General features: G+C 45.5%; 18 protein-coding genes. 13 read left to right on the forward strand and 5 right to left on the reverse strand.

The annotated features are described in order from the left end of the window. Positions 1-55 precede the first annotated feature (55 nt). From L5M29_RS01965 to L5M29_RS01985, 5 genes are all read left to right on the forward strand, one after another. A complete protein-coding gene (locus tag L5M29_RS01965) occupies positions 56-1105 on the forward strand; it encodes a 3-oxoacyl-ACP synthase III (protein WP_028760522.1) in 1050 nt (349 codons plus the stop codon). A gap of 168 nt (positions 1106-1273) precedes the next feature. Beyond that, positions 1274-2185 carry an alpha/beta fold hydrolase gene (locus tag L5M29_RS01970; RefSeq protein WP_263165897.1) on the forward strand — a complete coding sequence of 304 codons (912 nt, stop codon included), beginning with the start codon at positions 1274-1276 and terminating at the stop codon, positions 2183-2185. Next, positions 2185-4023, forward strand: coding sequence for an olefin beta-lactone synthetase (gene oleC, locus L5M29_RS01975; RefSeq protein ID WP_263165898.1), 1839 nt, complete (start codon positions 2185-2187; stop codon positions 4021-4023). The genes L5M29_RS01970 and oleC overlap by 1 nt, the downstream gene beginning before the upstream one ends. Positions 4024-4172: 149 nt before the next feature. Further along, on the forward strand, positions 4173-5318 hold the full coding sequence (oleD, locus tag L5M29_RS01980) for a 2-alkyl-3-oxoalkanoate reductase (RefSeq protein WP_263165900.1): 1146 nt from the start codon (positions 4173-4175) through the stop codon (positions 5316-5318). Positions 5319-5353: 35 nt separating this feature from the next. Further along, a complete protein-coding gene (locus tag L5M29_RS01985; RefSeq protein WP_105249662.1) occupies positions 5354-5593 on the forward strand; it encodes a DUF3624 domain-containing protein in 240 nt (79 codons plus the stop codon). A 25-nt stretch (positions 5594-5618) separates the two neighbouring features. Here L5M29_RS01985 and L5M29_RS01990 read toward each other — a convergent pair whose 3' ends face one another. Then, positions 5619-7244, reverse strand: a complete 1626-nt coding sequence (locus L5M29_RS01990; protein ID WP_263165902.1) for a peptide MFS transporter — start codon at positions 7242-7244, stop codon at positions 5619-5621. 690 nt (positions 7245-7934) lie between these two features. Here L5M29_RS01990 and L5M29_RS01995 point away from each other — a divergent pair. The 8 genes from L5M29_RS01995 to L5M29_RS02030 all read left to right on the forward strand — a co-directional run bounded on the left by L5M29_RS01995 (position 7935) and on the right by L5M29_RS02030 (position 19178). After that, positions 7935-8921: a TerC family protein gene (locus L5M29_RS01995; protein ID WP_028760515.1), complete on the forward strand. Its 987-nt coding sequence runs from the start codon at positions 7935-7937 to the stop codon at positions 8919-8921. Between the two features lie 195 nt (positions 8922-9116). Next, positions 9117-10655 (forward strand): hypothetical protein, encoded by a 1539-nt coding sequence (locus tag L5M29_RS02000; protein ID WP_263165905.1) that lies wholly within the window; start codon positions 9117-9119, stop codon positions 10653-10655. A 253-nt stretch (positions 10656-10908) separates the two neighbouring features. Continuing rightward, the gene (locus L5M29_RS02005; protein ID WP_263165909.1) at positions 10909-11787 is read left to right on the forward strand and encodes an ABC transporter ATP-binding protein; all 879 of its coding nucleotides are present in this window, start codon (positions 10909-10911) and stop codon (positions 11785-11787) included. A gap of 12 nt (positions 11788-11799) precedes the next feature. Next, entirely contained in the window at positions 11800-15357 is a 3558-nt protein-coding gene (locus L5M29_RS02010; protein ID WP_263165910.1) for an ABC transporter permease/M1 family aminopeptidase, read from the forward strand. Positions 15358-15529: 172 nt separating this feature from the next. Next, the gene (locus L5M29_RS02015; protein WP_263165911.1) at positions 15530-17251 is read left to right on the forward strand and encodes a phospho-sugar mutase; all 1722 of its coding nucleotides are present in this window, start codon (positions 15530-15532) and stop codon (positions 17249-17251) included. Positions 17252-17420: 169 nt separating this feature from the next. Further along, complete coding sequence (locus L5M29_RS02020) at positions 17421-17804, forward strand: VOC family protein (RefSeq protein ID WP_006081088.1); 384 nt, start codon at positions 17421-17423, stop codon at positions 17802-17804. A gap of 101 nt (positions 17805-17905) precedes the next feature. After that, the gene (locus L5M29_RS02025) at positions 17906-18355 is read left to right on the forward strand and encodes a GyrI-like domain-containing protein (protein ID WP_263166102.1); all 450 of its coding nucleotides are present in this window, start codon (positions 17906-17908) and stop codon (positions 18353-18355) included. 109 nt (positions 18356-18464) lie between these two features. Beyond that, positions 18465-19178 (forward strand): helix-turn-helix transcriptional regulator, encoded by a 714-nt coding sequence (locus L5M29_RS02030; RefSeq protein WP_028760503.1) that lies wholly within the window; start codon positions 18465-18467, stop codon positions 19176-19178. Between the two features lie 105 nt (positions 19179-19283). Here the strand turns inward: L5M29_RS02030 and L5M29_RS02035 are convergent, their stop codons facing one another. The 4 genes from L5M29_RS02035 to L5M29_RS02050 all read right to left on the reverse strand — a co-directional run bounded on the left by L5M29_RS02035 (position 19284) and on the right by L5M29_RS02050 (position 23392). Continuing rightward, positions 19284-20576, reverse strand: coding sequence for an aerolysin family beta-barrel pore-forming toxin (locus L5M29_RS02035; protein WP_263165912.1), 1293 nt, complete (start codon positions 20574-20576; stop codon positions 19284-19286). Positions 20577-21291: 715 nt separating this feature from the next. Then, positions 21292-21594, reverse strand: coding sequence for an AzlD domain-containing protein (locus L5M29_RS02040; RefSeq protein WP_263165913.1), 303 nt, complete (start codon positions 21592-21594; stop codon positions 21292-21294). Beyond that, complete coding sequence (locus L5M29_RS02045) at positions 21591-22430, reverse strand: AzlC family ABC transporter permease (RefSeq protein ID WP_263165914.1); 840 nt, start codon at positions 22428-22430, stop codon at positions 21591-21593. The genes L5M29_RS02040 and L5M29_RS02045 overlap by 4 nt, the downstream gene beginning before the upstream one ends. A 125-nt stretch (positions 22431-22555) precedes the next feature. Next, a complete protein-coding gene (locus tag L5M29_RS02050; RefSeq protein ID WP_263165915.1) occupies positions 22556-23392 on the reverse strand; it encodes an AraC family transcriptional regulator in 837 nt (278 codons plus the stop codon). Positions 23393-23407 lie beyond the last annotated feature (15 nt).

Below are 23407 nucleotides of genomic sequence, written 5' to 3' on the forward strand. Positions count from 1 at the left end.
CAACTGAAAGCTGACCTGCTGGTCAGTCATTCTAGTGAGCGAATAAAACAGTTTCATGAAATATTCCCGCGTATTTATTAATAGCCTGGCCTATGAACTGGCGCCTGTTGTGGTTTCCAGTAGTGAGCTAGAGTCTCGTCTTGCTCCTTTGTATCAAAAGTTCCGTATTCCTATGGGACAGCTTGCCGCATTGACTGGGATTACCGAACGCCGCTGGTGGCCAAAAGGACATCAATTGTCCGACGGTGCGATTAAAGCTGCCCGTAAAGCCATGGTTGAAACTGGGATTGATGTCGCCGATTTAGGTGCTGTTGTCTATACCGGCGTTTGCCGCGATCAACATGAGCCCGCGACCGCGTGTCGTATTGCTGCCGAATTGGGGGTGTCAAAAGACACCGCGATTTACGATATCAGCAACGCTTGCCTTGGGGTGTTATCGGGTATTTTAGATATCGCGAACCGTATTGAGTTGGGTCAAATCAAGGCGGGTATGGTGGTGTCCTGTGAGTCGGCGCGGGATATTGTCGATGTCACTATCGATAACATGTTGGCCGATCCGACCATGCAGAATTTTGCCCAGTCACTGGCGACCTTAACCGGTGGCTCTGGTGCAGTGGCGGTGATCCTTACTGATGGCAGCTTGCCGCTGACAAATGTGCGCCAGCATCAATTGCTGGGTGCATCGCACTTATCGGCGCCTGAGCATCACCAGTTGTGTCAATGGGGTCTGCAGGAAGTGGGGCACAATCTGTACCGTGAGTTTATGCGTACCGATGCCGTTACCTTGCTTAAAGAAGGTGTTGAATTGGCGAAGCACACTTGGGAGCATTTCCTTGAGCAGCGTAATTGGCTGGTTGAGCAAGTGGACAAAGTGATTTGCCATCAAGTGGGCGCCTCAAACCGTAAGCAAGTGCTTAGCGCGTTAAATATTCCCCCCGAAAAAGAATTTCCAACGTATCAGCTGCTGGGCAATATGGGCACAGTGTCGTTACCTGTGACCGCTGCGATGGCGCACGATCAAGGCTTTTTGCAAGCGGGCGATCAAGTGAGCTTTTTAGGCATAGGCAGTGGATTGAATTGCATGATGTTAGGTATTAAGTGGTAGGGTGCAGTGCACCTTTTCACGCCTTTGCTTGATGGCTAGAATACATTCGAGTCAACCCAGTAAGTCCATGATTCAGTTGATAGCTTAGTCTTTAGTTCTGTCGATAAGCTAAGCCAGCTGTACATAACCCGTTATTCGCTCTCATAAAGAATTAAGATAGGAAGCGTCATGTTAGACACTCTGTTGCCTTTTAAACGTCATTTTCTTAGCCGTAATGGCAACAAGCTACATTATATCAACGAGGGTCAAGGCGAGCCTGTGGTGATGGTTCACGGTAATCCTAGCTGGTCGTTTTACTACCGCAACCTTGTTAGCGCCTTAAAAGACACTCACCAATGCATAGTGCCGGATCATATCGGCTGTGGCCTGTCGGATAAGCCAGACGACAGTGGTTATGACTATACCCTTAAGAACCGTATCGACGATCTCGAAGCCCTGCTCGATAGCCTGAATGTGAAAGAAAACATTACCTTAGTCGTACACGATTGGGGCGGCATGATAGGTATGGGTTATGCGGCGCGTTATCCTGAGCGCATTAAACGCCTAGTGATATTGAACACGGGTGCTTTCCATTTGCCCGAGACTAAACCATTCCCTTGGCCGCTGTGGATTTGTCGTAATACCCTGTTAGGCACAGTGTTGGTACGCGGTTTCAATGCCTTTTCGTCTATTGCTTCCTATGTGGGTGTTAAGCGCCAGCCGATGTCCAAATACATTCGCGAGGCGTATGTCGCGCCGTTTAACTCTTGGGCCAATCGCATTTCGACGCTGCGTTTTGTGCAGGATATTCCGCTGCGTGAAGGCGATAGAAATTATCAATTAGTCTCTGATATTGCTGCGAGTTTACCGCAGTTTGCCAAAGTGCCGACCCTGATTTGCTGGGGTCTCAAGGACTTTGTGTTCGATAAGCACTTTTTAGCAAAATGGCGTCAGCACATGCCCCATGCGACCGTGCATGAGTTTGCCGATTGTGGTCACTACATTTTGGAAGATGCCAGCGATGAAGTGATTGCCCATATTAAAGATTTTATGGCTGACGACCACGTAGAAGCGGCGCCGTCCGAACAGGCCGCAGGTTAATGTCGACCTTGCTTGAGACTGAAGTGGCTCCTTTGGTTGCTCCTTTAGTGACGCCGTTGGAAACGCCGCTTTTAACGGGTTCTTCTACGTCAGCAACGGTCAGTGATGCCAATATTTGTCGTCATCTCAAGCAAGCCGCCCATGCCATTCCCCATCATCTTGCGGTAGCAGTACAAAGCGCTCAGGGCGCTTCTGTGGCGAATTTGCGTTACAGCGAGTTGGATTTTCTTAATCTAGACAGACAAAGCGATGCGATAGCCTTTGCGCTGAACGCCCATGGCATTGAGCGCGGCATGAAGGCTGTGCTTATGGTCACGCCGAGTTTGGATTTTTTTGCACTTACTTTTGCGCTGTTTAAAGCGGGGGTTATTCCTATCCTAGTTGATCCCGGCATGGGGATCCGCAATCTTAAACAGTGTTTTGCTGAAGCCGCGCCCGATGCCTTTATCGGTATTCCCAAGGCTCATATTGCTAGACGTCTATTTGGTTGGGGTAAGGGCAGTATTAAGTCATTACTCAATGTTGATGACGGCAAAACAGGCTTAGCGGCAAAGTTAATCCGTATCGGTACTGGTGCGATAAGTTTATCGACTCTGCTGCAAAGCACCTCAGTGCAATCTTCTGCTCCAAAGTCTGAATATCCCATGGTGATGCTTAAATCTGATGAGATAGCGGCGATTTTATTTACCAGTGGCAGCACTGGCACGCCTAAGGGGGTGGTGTATAGCCATGGTATGTTTGAGGCACAAATCCAAGCATTAAAAAACGATTATGGCATTTGCCATGGCGAGCGCGATCTCGCCACGTTTCCACTGTTTTCACTCTTTGGTCCCGCACTCGGTATGGCGTCTATTGTTCCTGAAATGGATGCCAGCAAGCCCATTACCGCCAATCCTGAATTCCTGTTTGCCGCGATTGAGAAATATCAATGCAGTAATATTTTTGTTAATCCCGCTTTGCTCGAACGTTTAGGCCGCGCGGGGGAACAAAAACAGCATAAATTGCCTAGCGTACAGCGGGTGATTTCCGCGGGTGCGCCAGCCACCATTGCCTCCATCGCCCGTTTTAGTAAGATGCTGAGCCAAGGTGTGCCGATTTTAAATTCCTACGGCGCAACCGAATCTTTGCCTATTAGTATGATTGCCAGCGATGCGTTATTTGCCACGACTGACATCACAGATAACGGCGGTGGTATCTGTGTCGGTCGCGCTATCGATGGCGTGACGATTCGCATTATTGCTATCAGCGAAGAGGTTATTCCCGAGTGGGATGATGCCTTAGTGCTGAATAACGGTGAAATCGGCGAGATAGTCGTGCAGGGGCCTATGGTGAGTCAGTCCTATTATCTAAACAATAGTCAGCACGAAAGCCAAGGCAAACGCGCGACTGCGGCGGCCAAGATTTGGGACTCGGCAACCAATACCGTTAGACACCGCATGGGCGATTTGGGGTATCTTGATGATCAAGGTCTTCTGTGGATGTGTGGTCGTAAGGCCCACAGAGTCGACGCTACTGGATTGTTTGTTAAACGTTATTATTCCATTCCCTGCGAGCGCATTTTTAATACGCATCCCAATGTGAAGCGCTCCGCTTTAGTGGGAGTGAAAGTGGCGAACGAGATAGAGCCGTTAATTTGTATCGAACTCGACCAGTCATTGGTGTGCAATAAGAGTCAGCAGTTGTACCAAGATTTGATCGCCATTGCCGAGCAATTTACGCAGACTCAGGGCATAAGGCGGTTTCTTATTCATCCAGATTTCCCTGTGGATGTGCGGCATAATGCCAAGATTTTTAGAGAAAAATTAGCCGTTTGGGCACAATCACAAACGAAAGGTTGATTTAAAACTCCACGGCTTTTTCCTGCATTTTTTACGTTATATTCTGTGTTCATTTGAACAAACTCGCTTATTTTTAAGCCCTTGTGCTTATTTTAAACTTATTACACCGACTTTAAGTTCATGTAAATGTGCTGAAATGGATACCCTTAATGACGAAAGACCCAATCAAGAGCACGACGCTTGCCCAATTTGATGCGGCTGAACAAATGGCACTCGCGCAGCTCGCGCTTAAGGTGCGACACGCCTTTGTCACGGGGGCGGGGGGATTTTTAGGTAAAGCGATTTGCCTGAGATTGTTAGCTGCGGGCATTAAAGTCACAGGTTTTGCGCGTGGGCATTATCCCGAACTTGAAGCACTGGGCGTAGTCATGCTGCAAGGGGATTTAGTCAATAAAGATCTGCTGCAACAGGCGATGCAAGGCTGCGATATTGTATTTCATGTGGCGTCTAAAGCAGGTGTTTGGGGTGACAGAGACAGCTATTTTTGCCCGAATGTAAAGGGCGCAGCCAATGTGATTGCCGCTTGTAAGGCATTAAAAATAGATAAGTTAGTCTACACCAGTACCCCGAGTGTGACCTTTTCAGGGCAGGATGAATCGGGTATTGATGAGTCTACTCCCTATGCCACAAGATTCTTGAATCATTATGCCCACTCTAAAGCCATCGCTGAAAAGATGATGCTCGACGCCAATCAAGTGGGTGACATGCCACTTGAAAATCCTAGTGTGACTCAAGTATCTAGCCAAGTGACGACTCAAGCCACTGGACCCTATGCGTTAAAAACCGTCGCACTCAGGCCGCATCTGATATGGGGGCCTGGCGATCCCCATCTAGTGCCTAGGGTATTGTCGCGCGGGCGTTTAGGTAAGCTTAAACTGGTTGGCCGCGAAGATAAGCTAGTCGATACCATCTACATAGATAACGCTGCCTATGCCCATGTGCTGGCGGCGCTGGAACTTTGCCAAGCAAAGCCTAAGTGTCAAGGGAAAGCTTATTTTCTGAGTAATGATGAACCCATCACTATGGCCGAGATGATCAATCTGATTTTGGCCTGCGATGCTTTACCGCCGGTGACTAAGCGTGTGCCTCAATCTGTCGCCTATGTAGCAGGCGCAGTATTGGAAAGTATACATTACCTCCTAAAGAAGCAAGAAGAGCCCATGATGACGCGTTTTGTCGCACGGCAGTTATCCTGCAGCCATTATTTTGATATCAGCGCAGCTAAACGAGATTTAGGTTATCGTGCGCTCGTCTCTATTAATCAAGGGATGGCAAGGCTTAAAGTGTCGCTTTAGTTTTAGATATACTGCCATCATGGTATTGGGGATTTATGAGTTGCGGTGATTGTAAAACGTCAATTTTCAGGCAAAAGATTGGTCGCTGCAAACGCTGTATGTGGCAGCTTACGGCTTTATCGGCAATCGGCTGGCCGCTGTGGTGGTGGCTTTATCGTGATGCGCCTAGGGATGTAAACTCGATTGCATTACTGTTTTTCTGCGCGGCTTTTACGGGGTTACTTGCTTTGCACCTTATCGTCTTGGCTTACCGTCGCCTCAGAGGGCGAAAGTAAGCCAACCGACTTTCTGTTTGTCTGCTTAAACTGAGTGAGTCGCCATTTTCTCGTGCATCATTTTCTTCATTAATGGCGCAAGGGCAAAGAAGACTAATGCCATCACCACGCCAATTTGCGCCGAGAAGATAAACAGTTGCTCGTATAGCGCCATCGCACTCGGTACGTCACTTATCACGCCGCCTTGGGTATCAATCGCGGCGAGTTTGTTTAATTCGGCGGCTAAGATTTCAGAGTATGAAGTGCCGAGGAACCAAGCACCCATCATCAGGCTGACTACGCGTTTTACCGAAAGCTGAGTTACGGCTGATAAGCCTATGGGCGACAGCAATAACTCCCCGATTTCTAATACAAAATAAGCCGCGACTAAGAACCAAATACTCACTAAGCCACTGCTTAGCGGCATCTGGATCCCGAGCACAAGCACCATAAAGGATAAACCCGCGAACAAAATACCGAGTGCGGTTTTAACCGGTTTACTCGGGTCACAATTTTTACGGGCGAGGGCAGGCCACAGCCAAGCGAAGATAGGCGACAAACTGATCACAAAGAAAGCGCCGAGGAAGGTCAATTGTCCCGCACTCCATTCGAGGCCGAGCATATTGCGGTCCATCACACGGTCCGAAAATGCTACCCAAGAGCCATAGGTCTGCTCATATAAGCCAAAGAAGACCAAACCCGCAACGATGAAAAGCAGCAAAGCCGACATCTGTTGACGTTCAATCGGATTACAATGTTTCACCATGAACCAGCCAATACCAAGGGCAAGCACTAGTGATACTGAGTGCAAGAACCAAATCACTGGGCTCACAGCGGGTAATAAACTGCTAATCGAAAGTACGAGGGAGTGGGTTTGAATCAACCCCCAGACTATGATTACGCTGCCAATTGCGCTTAAGTAAATCCATTGTTCTGTCGTTATGCCAGCGGTTTTCTTTAAAATCCGCGCAGGATCTCTGGGTTCGGCGAAGCCTTGCAGATGTTTCTTGCCACGAATAAACACCAACAAACCTGCTAACATCCCTAAACCTGCCAAACCAAAACCGTACTTCCAGCCATAGGTTTCACCTAAATAAGCGCAAATCAGCGGGGCTAAGGTGGCGCCTAAGTTGATGCCCGCGTAGAAAATGGTAAAACCAGAATCTCGCTTAGCGGATGATTTAGGATAAAGCTGACCTACTATGGTGGAAATATTGGGTTTTAAAAAGCCCACACCGACAATGATTAAGGCGAGGGATAAATAGAATACTTGCAGCGCTTGTTCATCCCGTTGAATTTCACCCGCAACGATAACCGCTTGATGGCCTTCAAAGGCCATACCTAAGTGGCCGAGCACCAATAAAACACCGCCAAAGATCACCGCTTTGCGCATGCCGATATAGCGGTCGGCCAATAAGCCACCCACTACGGGCATGGCATACACTAAGGCACCGTAAGCACCAATCACGTTGTAACCAAATTCGTCGGTAAACAGATGATATTTAATCAGGTAAAGAAACAGTAATGCTTTCATACCGTAGAAAGAGAAGCGTTCCCACATTTCGGTAAAAAAGCAGACAAATAAGCCCTTAGGATGCCCAAATAGCATTTCAGCTGGGGGCGAGCCTTGTGGGCCCTGCATTGCGTGCGGCGGGTTTTGTTCTATTGACACTTAAGACTCCCAATGCTGGCACTTTATGCGCCGAGCAGCTAATGATTCATTTTATCGTAATGAATTTTATTAATTATTTTTCATTATTTGTGATTATCGCGGCGCTTTTGATCACTAAAAGACGGCGCTGTTGTAGCAGTTAATCACACTCGGATGATATGGAACAGCCAAGGGTCTTGAAAGTGATGAATATTTTGTATAACTAACATTTTTAGCCGTTCTTTAAGGCTCGCTATAGCAATACTAAGCGGTTAAATTAATTCATTTTCAGTTAGGAAATGAGTGCTAAATAGTGGCCATAATTCAACTGTGGCAGTTTTATCTTAGCGGCTTTAGCCTTGATTTAGCTGTAGTTCGTCGTTTAATGGATAGTGTAAGTTTTATGATTGATAGCAATTTTGCATTATTGGTAGAGCATCTACGCGCTTGTTCGAGGCTGCTATCTAAAGGAATGTCACGAATGGGTGGGTTAGATGATTTTCTCAGGGAAGCGCTGTGATTGAGAAGTGAACTTATTCGAGGCATAAGTATAAATAAGCACCATAATTATATTGATTGTAAAAGAATTTTAATCTTGATAGTTGCATTTTTCATATAAGATTTCACAGTTTATATTTCTACAATGAGTCAATGTCTATCTGCTCAACTTTACTGATTTAGATCAGTCGTTATGTGTTACTAAGGAGACTTATGGAGTTTTTTACCACCCTATTTGTGGGTTACCCGCTTTGGGTTTGGTTAATGTTTTTCGGTTTTGTGCTGGCGTTATTAGCCTTTGACCTTGGCGTATTGCACAAGGATCAGCATGAAATTACCGTGGCTGAAAGTTTAAAGCTTTCAGCCTTTTATATCTGTATGGGCTTATTGTTTGGGGCCTGGCTCTGGTGGTACAAGGGTTCAACCGCCGGTATGGAATACCTAACGGGCTATCTGATTGAAAAATCACTGTCTATGGATAACGTATTTGTTATCGCGTTAATCTTCAGTAGCTTAGGTATCCCACGTTTATACCAACATAGAGTGCTCTTCTGGGGCATTATGGGCGTAATAGTGTTGCGCGCCATTATGATCGGTCTTGGGGCTGTGCTTGTTGCCCAGTATCAAGGTGTACTTGTGTTATTTGGACTCTTCTTGATTTTCACTGGCGTGAAAATGCTCTTCTCAAACGATGAGCACGGTGATATCCAAGACAATAAGTTTTATAAATGGTTACGCACTAAGATGCGTTTTACGCCAACGCTGCATAAAGAAAAATTCTGGGTACGTGGCGAAGATCATCAGTTAACAAAAGGATGGTGGGCGACGCCGTTATTCTTGGCGTTGATCTTAGTGGAAACCGCGGATTTGGTGTTTGCAGTCGACAGTATTCCAGCTATTTTTGCGATTACTCAAGATCCTTTCATCGTCTATACCTCAAATATCTTCGCGATTCTGGGGCTACGTGCTTTGTATTTTGCGTTGGCTGCTATGGTGCACCGTTTCGAATACCTTAAATATGCGCTGTCAGTGGTATTAGTATTTATTGGGGTGAAAGTGGGTTTAGTGTATTTCAATCACGAGGGAATAGTGGACTTTACTATCCCAACAGCAGTGTCCCTTGGTGTGACTTTTGGTCTGTTAGTCTTAGGTGTCTTGTATTCACTGTGGAAGACGCGTGGGCAAGAAGTTGAGAAATAGCTTGGACGGCTAGTCCAATAAGTAATATGTTTCGGCCGTTTAGTCATACTAAACGGCCTTTTTTATATCCTTAATATGTGAATCGTTAAGCTTTACAGAAGATGTTAAAAATTAGTCTATGCTTAATTCGAGCCGTTGTTAGTTTTGGGCTCACAAAGGGAGTTTTTAGGACTAATACTCTTCAAGGACGATATTATGAAACTCAACATTACAGCCATACTTCTGCTCACCGTTTGTTCATTGACTACAGTCAACGCAAAAGCTGCAGATAAGCAATCGCCTAACACTAGATCTAACGCAAATTCAACCTGTACTGGAGCCTATCCAAGTTACTTCCAAGATCCTGCTTTTACAAAAACAGGTATGTGGGATAATCAGGTCACCATCAATCAAGCCTATCCGGGCTGGAAGGGGCCTATTTTTAGCCTCAGTGATGCTTATTCGAGTGCTAAACCCGATAGCGCTGCACCTTGGCTTAAATTCAATCCCTTCGATAAGAATCTGAGTGAAAATGATAAAAATACCCAAGCTGAGCAATACCTCTGGGCTGTGATGAAGTACATCCAAGAGGGAAACATCGACAAAGGTGATGTCAGTAAAGACTGGGATCTGTGTAACAACAAGGTGCGCTCTTGGTACCATATTCCCTATCAGACCTATGATCCCATGAGTGGGCGGGAATTTATCCATGGCTTGACCCGAGAAGCCCCCGTTACTATGGAGATAAAAGGCCAAGGCTCCCTTAAAACCACTATGTGGGCGGTGGGTTTTTATAATCCTCAGGCGGCAAACAGCATTGGCAAGGTATGGACGGGGGCGCCATCACCTGTGATGCCCCAGCAAAACTTTGCATTTAATGAAGGCAGTGTGATTGGCAAGTTACTGTTCACTACCGCAACGCCTAATAACTATCCTTTCCTTGAAAATGTACCTGTTTGGCAAGCCAATATCAGTGCCAGTGATTTCTGCGAATGTAAAAATGCCGATGGCAGTGCTTGCAGTTTCCAACAGGAAACAGAGCAATGCCCGCGCTCTGTCGCCGATGTGTACTTATTGCAGTTTGATATTGCAGTGCGCGACAGCCGTTCACCCGTGGGCTGGGCCTATGGCACTTTTGTCGCCGATGGTCAGTTTAAAGCGAAAGAGCAAAATCCTTGGGATCGTATCTCACCTCTGGGATTAATGTGGGGGAATGACACGCCGCCAGCAACAGTGGGAGCGGCAGCATTCCCTCAAAACCCAATCACAGGGCTTAAGGATAGCGCCGTATTTCAAGAGGTCGTTGGCCGTTTGAATGAGCACACCAATGCGGGACACTTAGGGTGTAATGGGCGCCTAAATGGCCCTGCGGATAATGCATTAAGTAGTTGTTTATCTTGTCATCAAACTGCTTCAGTTCCCGATAGTACCAATAATACACCGGCAATCCTGTACCAATTTGCCTCGTATCAAGAGCCGGGCAGTGGTCAATGTTTAACATCGCCCAGCGCCCTCGATTTATCGATTGACCAAGTGTATTTCAAAACCTTTATGTGTTCTGCGTCCTTCGTTGGACCCAGTAACATAGTCCCTGCACCAAAATATACTCAAGGGCAAAAACAGTGGATTTCTACTGATTTTTCATTGCAGCTTAGTATTAGTTTCACCCAGTGGCAAGAATGGCAACAAGACCAAGATAACCTAAAAAAGAATATCAAAGTGCGTGTATTTGATGGCACTTTACCCTCGCGCTAATGTTGGCGTTTATGTAACTAATTGTATTTGGTACGCCATATTTTAATTCGTGGCATATTTTTACTTTTATATTGTATTTCAATAGCAAGGGACTCAAATAGAGTCCCTTTTGCTATTTTAGGGATTAAGAATATGTAGTTTGTTTTGCTGGCTAGCATTCTGTAAGTACATGAATATCTTGATAACTACTGTAAAGGTTAATTTTATGTGATAGTTTGTCGGTATTTTGAACTCACAGACGCAAGAGGGAAGCATGCTGACTATTTCTAATCTCACTAAAACCTATGATAACGGTGTTAAAGCACTCGATGGTGTTGATTTAACGATTTCCAAAGGGATGTTTGGTTTACTCGGACCCAATGGCGCGGGAAAGTCATCACTCATGCGTACCATTGCCGCCCTGCAAAGTGCCGATAGTGGCAGCATAGTGTTTGACGGTATTGATGTATTAGCCGATCCTCAAGCGCTGCGTAAAACCTTGGGATATTTGCCCCAGGACTTTAATGTTTATCCGCGTATTAGCGCCTATGACCTGTTAGATCATTTAGCCATTCTTAAGGGTATTAATCAGAGCAAGCTGCGTAAAGAAGCGGTTGAAGGATTGCTGGCACACACCAATCTTTATCAGCATAAAAATAAAGCCGTGAGTGGTTTCTCTGGCGGTATGCGTCAGCGCTTTGGTATTGCTCAGGCCTTGCTTGGGGATCCTAAGTTATTGATTGTGGATGAGCCTACCGCGGGTCTCGATCCCGAAGAACGTAACCGTTTCCATAACTTGCTGGTGAGTTTAGGCGAAGAAAAAGTGGTAATCCTCTCGACTCACATTGTCGAAGATGTGTCTGAGCTCTGCGCTAATATGGCGGTTTTGGCATCGGGTAAAATTCTGCTTCAAGGCAATCCACATCAATTGGTGGGTGAATTAACGGAAAAAATTTGGACTAAGACTGTGAGTCAAGCACAGGCGCAGGAGCTTGAAGCGCAATTACCTGTGATTTCTAAGCGTTTATTAGCGGGACGCACAGTACTGAATGTGATGGCTGACACTTGTCCTGAAGGATTTACCCCTGCGACTGCTGGGCTTGAAGATCTGTATTTTTCTACTTTACTCAGTCATCGCCGTCAGGCTGCCTAAGGGGATATCAATATGTTGTTATCAATGCTTAGGTTTGAGTGGCGTTATTATTTGCGTCAGCCATCCTTTTATGTTGTTTCTTTTCTATTGTTTTTAATGAGTTTTCTATCAGTCGTCTCTAACAATATTCAAATTGGTAGCGGCGGTGAGGTGATGAAAAACAGCCCATTTGGGATTACTCAAACCATGTTGATCATGGGACTCATTTCCATGTTTGCCGTGGTGAATTTTGTGGGTAGCACGGCTATCCGCAATCATCAGCATTTGATGGAAGAGCTGATTTATAGCAAACCCCTATCACCATTTGCATACCAATTTGGTCGATTTCTCGGCAGTTTTGTTGTGGTGATGATGGTATTTGCCTTTATCCCCATAGGGTTAATGCTCGGCTCTTTTATGCCATGGGTCGATGCTAGCCGTTTTGGACCTTTTGCGTTATCGAATTATCTTGTGCCGTATTTTTTACTCGCCATGCCGACTTTGCTGCTGATCTCGACTCTATTCTATGCGATGGCAAGTCATTTTCGTTCCTTAATGGCGCTCTATCTGACCGCTGTAGCCATGTTGGTGCTTTATACCTTGACGGGCGAAATGGCGAGTCAGCCACAATATCGTACTATTGCTGCTTTGCTTGATCCCTTTGCGCTGCGCACCTTTGCTGAAGTGACCCGTTACTGGACCATTAGCGAGAAGAATAGCCAGTTAATTGAATTCTCAGGACTCGTGCTGCAAAACCGGGCGATATGGTTTGGAATTGCCTGTGTATTACTGGCCATTTCCGGGATTTTCCGTCAGCCGAGTTTGACTAAGAAACGTGAGAAAAAATCCGATAAAGCAGGAACAGTTCCCAGCTTAGTGCCTTTGGCACAATTGGCTATGGCAACTGAGCCTAATGGTCGCCAGCAATTTTGGACGCGGGTTAAATTTGAAGTACGGCAAGTACTATTTACCGCGCCATTTGTGGTGTTAGGTGTGCTGACTATTTTCAATTTAGTCGGCCCCATGTTCGATGATTTTGGTTGGTACGGCACATCTAATTGGCCATTAACCCAAGATATGGTGAATAACATTGCCGGCGCGACGGGGCTATTGATGGTGATAGTGCTGATTTATTACAGCGCAGAAATCGTCTGGCGTGAACGCAGTTCAGGAATGGGAGATATCGTCGATAGCGTTCCCGTATCAAACTTAAGCTTTTGGGGCTCAAAGCTAGTATCTGTGGTCATAGTGATGACCTTGCTGTATGTGCTCGCCATGTGTACCACAATTGCTTTTCAACTGATAAAAGGACAAGCCAATCTTGAGATTGCTCAGTACCTTATTCGACTGGGATTTTATTACCTCCTGCCGCTGTTGATGACCGCTGTGCTGGCGTTTTTCCTGCAAGTACTTAGCCCAAATAAGTACGCAGGTATGGGGTTATTTGTTGCTTATTATCTAACGACATTTGTTATGGCAAGCTGGGGATTTGGCCATAGCTTATATAACTTTGGTCAATCACCGACCTTAATTTACTCGGATATGAACGGCTACGGTTGGGGCTTATTAAGCCATGCACTCTATATGATTTATTGGGGTGCCTTTAGCCTTATCCTGTTTGTTTTAGGTTATGGCTTGTACCATCGCGGACCGCAGCAGAGCCTTAAAACCCGTATGGGATTACTGAGTTATCAGCTTGGTTTTAGTGGAAAAGCCATTGTGAGCGTTGCTTTGGTGGTGTTTTTGGGCATGGGCAGTTATTTGTTCTACCAAACCAAAGTGGTGAATCATTATTTAACCCAAGATGAGACCACAGATCTGCAAGCCGATTATGAGAAGGCCTTCAAACAATACCAAAGCATGCCGATTTTAGTGGCCACTAAGGTCAATGCGAATGTCGATATTTTCCCTGAAGATCGTAAAATTATCGCTAAGGTGATGTTTGAATGGCAAAACAAGTCCGACAAACCGATCGAGAAGATGCTAGTGCAGTTGCCCGAACACACTCAGGCAGATACGGTAAAAATCAATATCCCGAATACAAACTTAGGTGAGTTAGATAGCCGCTATCGCAATGCTTGGTTGACCTTTTCGACACCTGTGCAGCCTGGACAGGTGGTGCAAGGGGACATTCAATTAGTACGTCAGTCTGTGGGTATTGCTGAAGCTGGCTTTGATATGTCAGTGGTTGAAAATGGCACCTTCATCAACAACTTCGAACTATTGCCTCTCTTTGGTTATCAAGATGGCTATGAGCTTATGGATCGCCACGAGCGCCAAAAGCGCGATTTAGCCGAAAAAGCTCGAGCGAACAAGCTTGAAGACAGCCATTACTACACGCAAAACTTCTTTGGTGTCGATGGTGATTTCATTCAGTTTGAAGCCACTATTTCGACAAGTGCAGATCAAATTGCATTAGCGCCAGGGTATTTGCAAAAACAGTGGCAGCAGGATGGGCGTGAGTATTTCCATTATTCGATGGATAGCCCTATGGTGAATTTCTACGCGATTATTTCTGGCCGTTATCAGGTGGAAAAAACTGAGCACAATGGTGTTGCGGTTGAGGTTTACTACCATGCGGAGCATCCTTGGAACGTTGCGCGCATGATAGAGTCGGTTAAAGATTCTATCGATTACTACACACAAGCATTTGGGCCTTATCAACATAAGCAAATGCGAATTATGGAGTTTCCGGGTTACCGTAGTTTTGCACAAAGTTTTGCTAATACAGTGCCTTACTCAGAGCGTATTGGTTTTATTACTGATTTACGCAATGAGGATAATATCGATCCTGTATATTACGTCACCGCCCATGAAGTGGCGCATCAATGGTGGGGACACCAAGTGGGCGCTGCGGATGTGCAGGGCAGTGCTGTGATATCCGAAAGCTTGTCACAGTATTCGGCGCTGATGGTGCTGGAGAAAAAGTACGGCGATAAAATGATCCGTAAATTCTTGAAATACGAATTAGATAGATATTTACGTGGCCGTTCATCTGAATCCATCAAAGAAATGCCTTTGCTGCGTAGTGAAAATCAGCAGTACATTCATTATCAGAAAGGCTCAGTGGTGATGATGGCGATTAAAGATGTGTTGGGTGAAGAGAAACTTAACGCTAATTTGAAGGCATTCTTAGCGCGTTATCAGTATCGTAACGATCCTTTCCCAACCACATTGGATTTAGTGAGTTACCTTGAGCAAGGTACGGATGAAGCGCAAGCTCGCTTTATCGATGAATCTTTTAATGAGATCACACTCTACGACCTCAGGTTAACCAATGCGGTAATGACCACTCTGCCTGATGGTAAGACGCAAGTTGACTTGAGCATTTATGCCAGTCGCAAAGTCGCGAGTGGTAAAGGTGAAGAAGCCGAACAACCTTTAGACGCCATCATCGATATCGGTGCCTTTAGTGCCGATCCCGATAAGCTAAAGGATGACAAACAGGTATTATTGATTGAGAAGCATAGGTTGGTCAGTGGTGAAAACAAGCTGACGATCACTTTGGCTGAAAAACCCAGTTATGTGGGGGTCGATCCCTTTGTGAAGCTCATCGACAGAGATACGAAGGATAATATCTTTAAACTCTAAATCCGTTTTGAAACCAGTTTGTTAAAACCAACGCACTATCTGGCATGACCTGTTAGATAGTGCGTTTTTTATGGCAATACCCATGGCTCATTTTGAAATTAATGCAAATTAGCTTGTTCTTCTACGTGCTTTTTCCTAAGGTGATTGCAAATGATTTTCAATGAGGCGTGATATGAATACCCATCTACAGTTACAGGTAAACCATTGGCTTGAAAATGATCCAGACCCTTGCACTCAAGCCCAGTTACAAACCCTAATTGATAGTGGCAATGATGCCGAACTCGCAGCGCGCTTTGCGGGTCGCTTGGAGTTTGGCACAGCAGGATTACGCGGTGTCGTCGGTGCTGGGCCTATGGGGATGAACCGTTTGGTGATCCGCCAAACCTCTGCTGGTCTTGGTGCATATCTACTTGATCAGATTAAAGATGCCGCCGAGCGTGGCGTGGTGATTGGTTATGATGGCCGCCACGACTCATTCAATTTTGCCCATGATGCGGCGAGTGTGCTCACCGCTATGGGCATTAAGGTGCGCTTAACGTCCAAAGTAGCGCCAACGCCGTTGGTGGCCTTTGGGGTAAAACATTTTAATGCGGCAGCGGGCATTGTGGTGACCGCGAGTCATAACCCGCCGCAATACAATGGCTATAAAGTCTATTGGGAGAATGGCGCGCAGATTATTCCGCCCCACGACTCTGACATTGCCGCGCAAATTGAGCGCGCCGCAAATCAAGCGATTCCGTTTTTAGAGCATGATGACGCGGTAAAACAAGGTAAGTTGACACTCCTGCAGGACGATTTTTACCAAAGCTATCGCCATGGCGTGCAGCAAGCTGAGGTGCTGCAAAACCATACCGCTCCTGAAAAGGTCAGTTTAGCCTATACCGCCATGCACGGTGTGGGTGCCGAAATGGCTGAAACGGTATTGAAAGATGCAGGTTTCACCCAAGTGTATTCGGTTGCCTCCCAGCGTGAACCCGATGGCGATTTCCCGACGGTGAACTTCCCAAACCCTGAAGAAAAGGGGGCGATGGATTTAGTGATTGCCGAGGCGAAAAAACACGGCGCTATGCTCGCCTGTGCTAACGATCCCGATGCCGACCGTTTTGCGGTTGCAGTGCGTAAAGAGGATGGCGAGTATCAGATGCTGACGGGCGATCAAGTCGGTGTGCTCTTTGGACATTACTTGCTATCTCACGCTAAAGATAATCAACGACTTACGGGCACAACGATAGTGTCATCGAGCCTGTTATCTAAAATTGCTCAAGGGTTTGGCACGCAAAGCTTTACCACGCTCACCGGCTTTAAGTGGCTGATGAATGTGGGGATTGCAAAAACTTCGCCTGAGGATCAATTCCTGTTTGCCTATGAAGAAGCCCTTGGCTACACAGTTGGCAGTATGGTGTGGGATAAAGATGGCTTGTCGGCGCTGGTGGCATTTGCCCAATTAACTGCCGAGCTGGTGGCGAAGGGGCAAACGATTTGGGACAGACTCGAGCAAATTTACCGTGAGCATGGCTTCCATCTCAATGCGCAGGTGAGCATTGCGCTAAAACCTGACACGCCCAATATTGGCGCCTATTTGCGCGAGCATCCACCGGTTAAGATTGGTGAGTTAGATGTGCTCTCAACCGATGATTTAAAGGCACTTGAGCGTCGTTTTGCCGATGGAAATGTTGAGAAAATCGACTTACCACCGAGCGATGTATTGACTTACTGCTTAGCGGGCGGGGCTCGGGTGATCGTCAGACCATCTGGCACAGAACCTAAAATTAAGTGCTACTACGAAGTGGTAGAAACTATGGTTGATACAGATACCTTAGCCAGTGCCCAAGCGAGGGCGAGCAAAGCCATGGATGATTTTATTCAGGCACATCAAGCCAGTTTGCCAAAGTAACGTTTTAACTAGGCCAAAACCCTCAACATTCACTTTTATTAAAAGGCTACTGACATCATGCTGTCAGTAGCCTTGTTTTATTCTTGTTGTCGCCCGTTAATGATTCAGTTCTGAATTTTATAAATAAGATTTTGAATCATTGATATTTTTCAACAAGGAGAAAGTGAAAATGTTATCTATTGCACCGTTAGTTTGGGGTGAAATTCCTGTCAGTGATATGAACCGTGCCGTTGCCTTTTATCAGCAGCATTTTGGGGTTGAGTTTAAACGTGACGATATGGAAGACATGGAATATGCGACCATAGTCACCGAAGATGCGAGTGCGGCGAGCATAGGGCTAGTCAAATGCAGCATGAGCCAACCATCGATGCAAGGCAGCACTGTGTATCTGCATTTCAGCGCACAATTGCAACCTTTAGTGGATAAACTGATCGCAGCAGAAGTGACGATTATCCTGCCAGTCACACCGATAAAAGACGGTGAGTGTGGTTATATCGCCTTATTTGCCGATAGCGAAGGTAACAAAGTCGGTCTGTGGTCTAAGGATAAGTAGTCGTAAGTGATTAATGTATTAGCGTCGTGGCCTTAAGGCACGACGCTAAAATCACGCAATTAACTAAAGCATGGGTTTAGATTTCTATGGAAGAAACAAAGATGGATGTGGTTTATATTGATGCTCTACCGTTACTTGGACTAAGCACCCGCACGAATAATCGGGCAGAAATGTCTGTCGATAGCGCGAGAATAGGTAGTCTGTGGCAAGCCTTTTTTGAATCATCCCAGCTCACCGCTATGCTCAATTCGCCCATGTATGGCGTGTATTATGACTATGAGTCAGACATGAATGGCGATTTTTCTGTGCTAGTGGGCAAGGCAATTGATGCCCCTGTTGAGGCAAACCACTTCACATCGCTGGAGCTTGAAGCCGGTAAGTACCTTAAATTTACCGGTCAAGGTGACATGCCCCAATGTGTTATCGATCTTTGGGGACAAGTGTGGGGCTATTTTAGTGCTAACGATTGTCCGCATCAGCGACGTTATCAAACTGATTTTGAAGTCTATCTCAGCGCCACTGAGGTTGAGATTTATATCGGGATTTTATGATTTAAATCGTAAACTATCACTCAAGTGAGTATCGGGATATGTCAGTGATTTATGTAAACTCACAATGCTTAATCAACTGATAGGCAGATAAAGGATTAAATCAGAGCCAATGCGCCGCGCCGACCGCCTATTTCAAATAGTGCAAATTCTTAAACATAAACGCCTGACCACAGCCCAAGAGTTGGCTGAACGGTTAGAGGTGTCCACGCGCACGATTTACCGTGACGTGCAGGACTTGTGTTTAAGTGGCATTCCCATTGAAGGGGAGGCGGGTGTCGGCTATTTGTTGCGCCACGAGGTTAATGTTCCTCCCTTGATGTTTAACGAAGCCGAACTCGAAGCGATTCAAGTTGGCATGCGAATGGTACAAACTTGGGGTGGTAAGGAGCTTGGTAGCGCCGCGAGGCAGGCGATGATTAAAGTCGAAGCTGTGTTGCCTAAACGATTACAAGCCTATCAATCCCTAATGTTTTCACCGGATTTTTACCTCGATTCCAATGAGTTTCAATTCCTCGATCCCTTGCGTAATGCGGCTCAGCGCCGCGAATACGTCAAACTCTTCTACCAAGATGTCAAACTGGATGTCACCGAGCGGGAAGTTAGGCCGCTCGCCATCTATTTTTGGCGTGGTACTTGGACCTTACTGACATGGTGTGAGCTACGTGCTGATTTTCGTAATTTCAGGGTCGATCGCATCACAGGTCTTGTGCGGTTAAACCGTCATTTTGATCTCACTCTTGGGCAAGAGCTTGAAGATTATATTTGCCTGATGGATGAGCAATCGAAGGCGCGAGCAGAAGCGAAAGAAAAGCCACTCGAATGAGTGGCTTTATATTACATTTTTAATTTGCTAGTAACGGGCTAGTTGTATCGAGAGATCTCTGAGACGATTGTCATAGCTGTTATTGAGAGTCTAATCTCACCGTTTTTAATTGTTTAACATGACTTCGCTTGATTGCGAAATTTTCAGTTTTTTGATTAAACCATCTTCATCATTGTTTTGGAGTTCGCCGACGGCAACTTGAATATTACGACTCAGTCCTAATTTTTGAGCGCTTTTAGGACGATTAGCAATATCTTCATCCGTTAGCGGATAGGATTCACTGGCATCGATATTAAATTGACTCGAATCTATTGCGGTAAATTTACCGCTGATAGGTGCGCCATGTTGTCTAACAATATTCGCCAATTGCCACTCAAAGCCACTTTTTGACTGTGCCGAATTAATCGCTGCTGGCCAATCCCATACACCATAACCGTTTATATCTTGATGAAGATATTGATCGGCTAAGGCTTCTGGTCCATTCAGATTATTCGCATTCGCTCCGCCAAAGGTGTAAGGGAAGTTAGGTCTATTTGTCGGATGATTAATATGCGCATTACCCCCCCATTTTAAGAAGTTCTCATATTTTATATCGTACATCATATATAAACTTGAGGTGTATGGAACATCCGCCTTTTGTTTAAACAGAGTGATTGAGATATAACGTTTGCTGCGAGGCGGCATAATTGCTCGGTACTGTGCTTGACTCGAAATCGTTGTACTTTTGCCGTCGGTTTCACTCCAACCTTGGCTGGCGGAAAATTCGGCACTGATTTCAGAACTCGCTCCACCTATTCCTGGAATACCCACTTCATATTTATTGGTTACGCCAATTTTCTCGGAGAAAGAGAAATTATCGGTTTTGGCCCAGCTAGTGGTGTAATCATAGTTTAGGGTGGCTACACCGGTATCTTCGGTATCGCCCCAGTTATAGATAACCACAGGAGCAGTATAAATAGCCTCACGATCATAAACTTGAGGTGAACCTAACTTTAGACTTTGAGGATTAGTGACGAAATGAATATTTTGTAAATTTACCTTCAAACGTTCATTCGCTCTGTAGCCGCTTGCATAAGGATCATTGCCGTTATAGCGGGCTTTAAGACTATATTCGTTGCTCGATTCTCTTCTGACTTCGATGTCTTCACCAACATACTGGGATGCTGTACCGCCAGCCCATGCATATCCAAGATGGTGCCCTAAGGAGAATAACGAGCTGATAAACGAGGGGTCGTTAATTGCATCATTTTTAAGCGAATCAAGATCAGGGGCTGCGTGTTCTACCATTGACAGTTTTGGAATAGTATTCGGAATAGCAGCTTCGGCCAACAAAGAAACAGTTCCAAGTGCGGTTAAACAGGATAACGTTAATATACCCAGGCTAGATTTTTTTCTCATGATTGTTCCTTTATTTTAATAAAATACGTCCTTTCATTGAGAGCGCCGATGGCAATTATATGTAGTTCTAAATCATATAAATAATCATTACTGCTAGGCACATCTAAAAACTAGCACTTTTATTTTTATTAAACAAAATAAAAATGAATTAATTTAAGGTGTGTTTTAATTTGGTTAAAAATGTTAATTACTTTATTTTTAAACGGTATTTATAACTTTATAATATAGTGTATTTACTTTAATTTTTAGTGGGTTGGTTTTTGAATGTGGATTAATATTTATGCGGCATTTTATTATGTAAAAATTTTAAATGGACTCTTCATTCCGAGAACTATACCTAGAAAAATACTGAGATTAGTGCCGTAATAGATGCAGTAAATAACATTTCTGAATGGACGTTTTTAGAGACTAAATAGTTTGAATATGGTTAGGTTAAGTATTTTGTTTTTATTGTTTGAGCCTTTGTTATTGCTGATAAATATCATCACCCTTCCATTATCGTCGATGTGTGAAATACCGTTAAAGCCGATACTGTTAGTTGCACAGACATAAGAATCTAAGTACATGAAGATTGTGGAAAATCAAGATAACGTGTCAGTAATTTTCTAGGGGGGATGTCTCAGAGAGGATTAGGCTGTGTAAAAGAGTGGTAGGGGCGGTGTAAATGATTGATGCAAGAGTCAGTGCCGTTGCTGAGCACTGACTCTTTGTTGACTTAGTGGATAAAGAAAAACAGTCCCATACTCAGTACTGTGGTCAGCAAGGTATTACGGGTGACGAGCGCCAACACTGTAGCGACTACGGCGCAGATGAGATAGCTGTTGTCTAGGCTCAGACCGAGCTGACCTTCCTGCACAAATACTATGGGCGCAAAGATCGCAGTGAGTACCGCAGGGGCCGAGTAACTTAAAAAGGTTTGGGTGCCCTTACTTAATCGCAGCGGTAGTTTAGGCTCAAGTAGTAAATGACGACTGATAAACACAACCGCCGCCATTGAAAAGATCATTAACCAAATCATGCTTTCTCTCCTGACAATGTTTTTGTCTTAATGTCAGTCCCTGTTCCTGTATCCACTTCTGTTTTGGTCTGTGCGCTTGCTAACTGATTTGCGGATTGTTCTGCGCGTTCCGCTTCCTTGGTCACTTTGGCGTAAAGTACACCTGCCGTCATTCCCGCAATGGCGGCAATGAGCAGTCCCGCTTGAATTTTAAAAACGGCGCATATCACTGCTAGGGTAAGCGAGACTAATACACAGACGAGAATCGATGGTTTTTTTATGGTAGGAACGACCAGAGCGATAAAGGTGGCTGCGATTGCAAAATCTAATCCCATCTCATCTAAATTCTCGATCGCATTGCCCGCCACTATGCCAAGTAGTGTGGCTATATTCCAACCGATATAGAAACTCAAACCGCCGCCAAGGGCGTACCAAGGGTCGAACTTATATAACTTGCCTTGATTGGCGATGGCAAACAGTTCATCTGTGAGCAAAAAGCCCAATGTTAGGCGCCACTTTAATGGCAACGGACTGATTTGACTGCGCATCGCCATTGCATATAACAGATGGCGTGAGGTGATGAGTAACGTCGTAATTAAGATACTCCACAGACCAATACCGGCTTTCACCATGCCGAGCGCCACTAATTGAGCCGCGCCCGCAAAGATAATCGCCGACATGGCTTGGCTCTCAATGGGCGTTAGCCCAACCTCAATGGCGAAGGAGCCCGCTAAAACTCCCCAAGGTACAACAGCTATCGTCAACGGCATCATGGCTAATGTACCTTTTAAAAATGCCTTGGATTTCGATGGATGCACAGGATAAACATCAGGTTCTATAAGCTTGTCAGTGGTCACTTTGGCTCCTAAAAATAGCGGCGACGGGGTTGCTGTTAAACAATGAATGCTTGGATAAGCTTGCTTGCTTAGTCAATCGAGGAGAAAGCAAGAATGAGCATGGCAGATTAACTTAAAGTGATTGTTTAGGCTTGGATAATATTGCGGCCTATTTCTTTGGCAAATTGCCCCGGCGTAACACCGACTGTCTTCTTAAAATGTCGATTCAAGTGACTTTGATCGTGAAAACCACAATCGAGGGCGACATCAAGCAGCCGTGTGCCTTGTTTGATTTTTCCTTTGGCGAGTCTCACTCTTGCTTGAATTTGGTAAGCGTGGGGCGGTAAGCCGTAATAACGCTGAAATTGCTTCAGCAAATAATAGGGGCTTAATCCCGCGAGTGTTGCCAGCTCTTCAAGGGAGATGTCGGCAGCAGGATGATCGTCGATAAAGGATTTCACCAGTGCTAACGCAGGCTTAGCGATTACAGTGAGGTCATCGCTCGGGCGATTCTTGCTATGGCGTGTCATCAACTGTGTCAAGCTTGAATAGACCAAGCTTTCGCGCAGTAAGCGATTGTCCGATGTATCTAAAGTCGTAAAGGTGAAGCGCAGTAATTCGGCTAATTCAGGATCGTACACGACGGGCTCAGGGAAATAGGGCGCACCGCGGTTTGATGCTAGCTCACTGTTAATATTGGCAAACTGCGCGGGTACTGGATACATAGCACGATAGGACCAACCGCCCTCGGTGGCGCTACAGCCATTATGGACTTCATCGGCGTTGACGAGAATGATGCTGTGCTTTGGCGCCACATGGTTGCCACCCGTGCGATAAAAACGCTGCGCCCCCGTTTCAATGACGCCGACTGTGTAACCTTCGTGGGTGTGCCGACTAAAGTTTTGTTTATGGTAGTGGGCATTGAGTAACTCGAGGCCACCTAATTCATCGGCAATCTGGTAGGCCGCATGTTCTGTGTTCACACTAGGCCTCCGTGT

This window comes from Shewanella sp. SM95 (assembly GCF_025653595.1).
GTDB lineage: Bacteria > Pseudomonadota > Gammaproteobacteria > Enterobacterales > Shewanellaceae > Shewanella > Shewanella oncorhynchi.